This is a genomic window from Streptomyces sp. NPDC058239 (assembly GCF_042882185.1).
In the GTDB taxonomy this organism is placed as follows: domain Bacteria; phylum Actinomycetota; class Actinomycetes; order Streptomycetales; family Streptomycetaceae; genus Streptomyces.
The window spans coordinates 1-1,638 of sequence record NZ_JBHVWS010000144.1; the positions used below are offsets into that span (position 1 = coordinate 1).

Consider the following 1,638-nt stretch of genomic DNA (forward strand, 5'->3'; position numbering starts at 1 on the left):
GTACCGCACACCGCGCATCAGCTCACCGTCCGTGATGCCGGTCGCGACGAAGAACACGTTGTCGCCGCTGACCAGGTCGTCGGTGGACAGGACCCGGTCCAGGTCGTGCCCGGCGTCCAGCGCGCGCTGCCGCTCGGCCTCGTCCTTCGGCCAGAGCTTGCCCTGGATGACACCGCCGAGGCACTTTATGGCGCAGGCCGAGATGATGCCCTCGGGGGTGCCGCCGATGCCCATGAGCAGGTCGACGCCGGTCCCCTCGCGGGCGGCCATGATCGAGCCCGCGACATCGCCGTCGGAGATGAACTTGATCCGGGCGCCGGTCTCCCGGATCTCCTTGACGATGCCGTCGTGGCGGGGGCGGTCGAGGATGACGACGGTGACGTCCTCGGGGGCGGAGTTCTTCGCCTTCGCGACGCGGCGGATGTTCACCGAGACGGGCGCGTTGATGTCGACGAAGTCCGCGGCCTCGGGGCCGGTGACCAGCTTGTCCATGTAGAAGACCGCGGACGGGTCGAACATGGCGCCGCGGTCGGCGGCGGCCAGTACAGCGATCGCGTTCGGCATGCCCTTGGCGTTCAGGGTCGTACCGTCGATCGGGTCGACGGCGATGTCGACCTCGGGACCGGTGCCGTCGCCGACGCGCTCGCCGTTGAACAGCATGGGGGCTTCGTCCTTCTCGCCCTCGCCGATGACGACGACGCCGTTCATCGAGACGGTGGAGACGAGGGTCCGCATGGCCTTCACGGCGGCGCCGTCGGCGCCGATCTTGTCGCCGCGGCCGACCCAGCGCCCTGCTGCCATGGCGGCGGCCTCGGTGACCCGGACCAGCTCCAGGGCGAGGTTACGGTCGGGGGCCTCCGGAGAGACCTCTAGCTGAGACGGCAGATGATGCTCGGACATCGGAGCGCACCTTTCTGTACGGCGACGACCGGAAGAGGGTGCTCTGACTCTATCGTCAGGTCGACAGAATGAGCAGACCGGGTCACGTATGAGCGGACTGCCCCCGGGACGGGGCCGACGGGCCTAATGCGACCATGGACCCGTGGCTAGCAAGCGAGGCAAGCAGACAGTGCGGGACATGTTCCTGTCGATGGCGGTGATCTCCGCTGCGGCAGGGCTCGTTTACATCTTCATTCCGCACGACGAGAACGCCAACCCGGTCAAGGCGGTCGACTACCGGGTGGAGCTCCTGACGGCGCGGCGCGCGGCACCGTACCCGGTGGCCGCCCCGGACGGACTGGCCAAGGCATGGAAGCCGACCTCGGTCAGTTACGACCGCCAGGCGGGCAACAGCTGGCACCTGGGCTTCCTGGACCCGGAGGGCAAGTACGTCGCGGTGGAGCAGTCCACGTCCCCGGCGAAGAAGTATGTGACCGAGGTCAGCCAGGACGCCAGGAACACCGGGCGTACGCAGCAGGTCGCGGGCGAGACCTGGCAGCACTGGAAGGGCGAGAAGTACGACGCCCTCGTGCGCCAGGACAAGGGCGCGACCACGGTGGTCACGGGTTCCGCCTCGACGGAGCGGCTGGCTGAGATGGCCGCCGCACTCAAGACGGCCTGACGTCCTGTGCGGGGCATCTGCCTCGTACAACGCGCAACGCGTACGGAGGAGGCCCTGGAGCATCAAGTGCTCCAGGG

2 protein-coding genes are annotated in these 1,638 nt (G+C 68.4%); one reads left to right on the forward strand and one right to left on the reverse strand.

The features are described from left to right. On the reverse strand, positions 1 to 900 hold a 900-nt coding region (gene glpX / locus ACFVYE_RS47255; RefSeq protein ID WP_389609776.1), incomplete at its 3' end, for a class II fructose-bisphosphatase. Between the two features lie 142 nt (positions 901 to 1,042). On the opposite strand from glpX, the gene ACFVYE_RS47260 reads away from it, so the two are divergent. Next, the gene (locus ACFVYE_RS47260) at positions 1,043 to 1,561 is read left to right on the forward strand and encodes a DUF4245 domain-containing protein (protein ID WP_383974797.1); all 519 of its coding nucleotides are present in this window, start codon (positions 1,043 to 1,045) and stop codon (positions 1,559 to 1,561) included. The last annotated feature ends 77 nt before the right edge of the window (positions 1,562 to 1,638 follow it).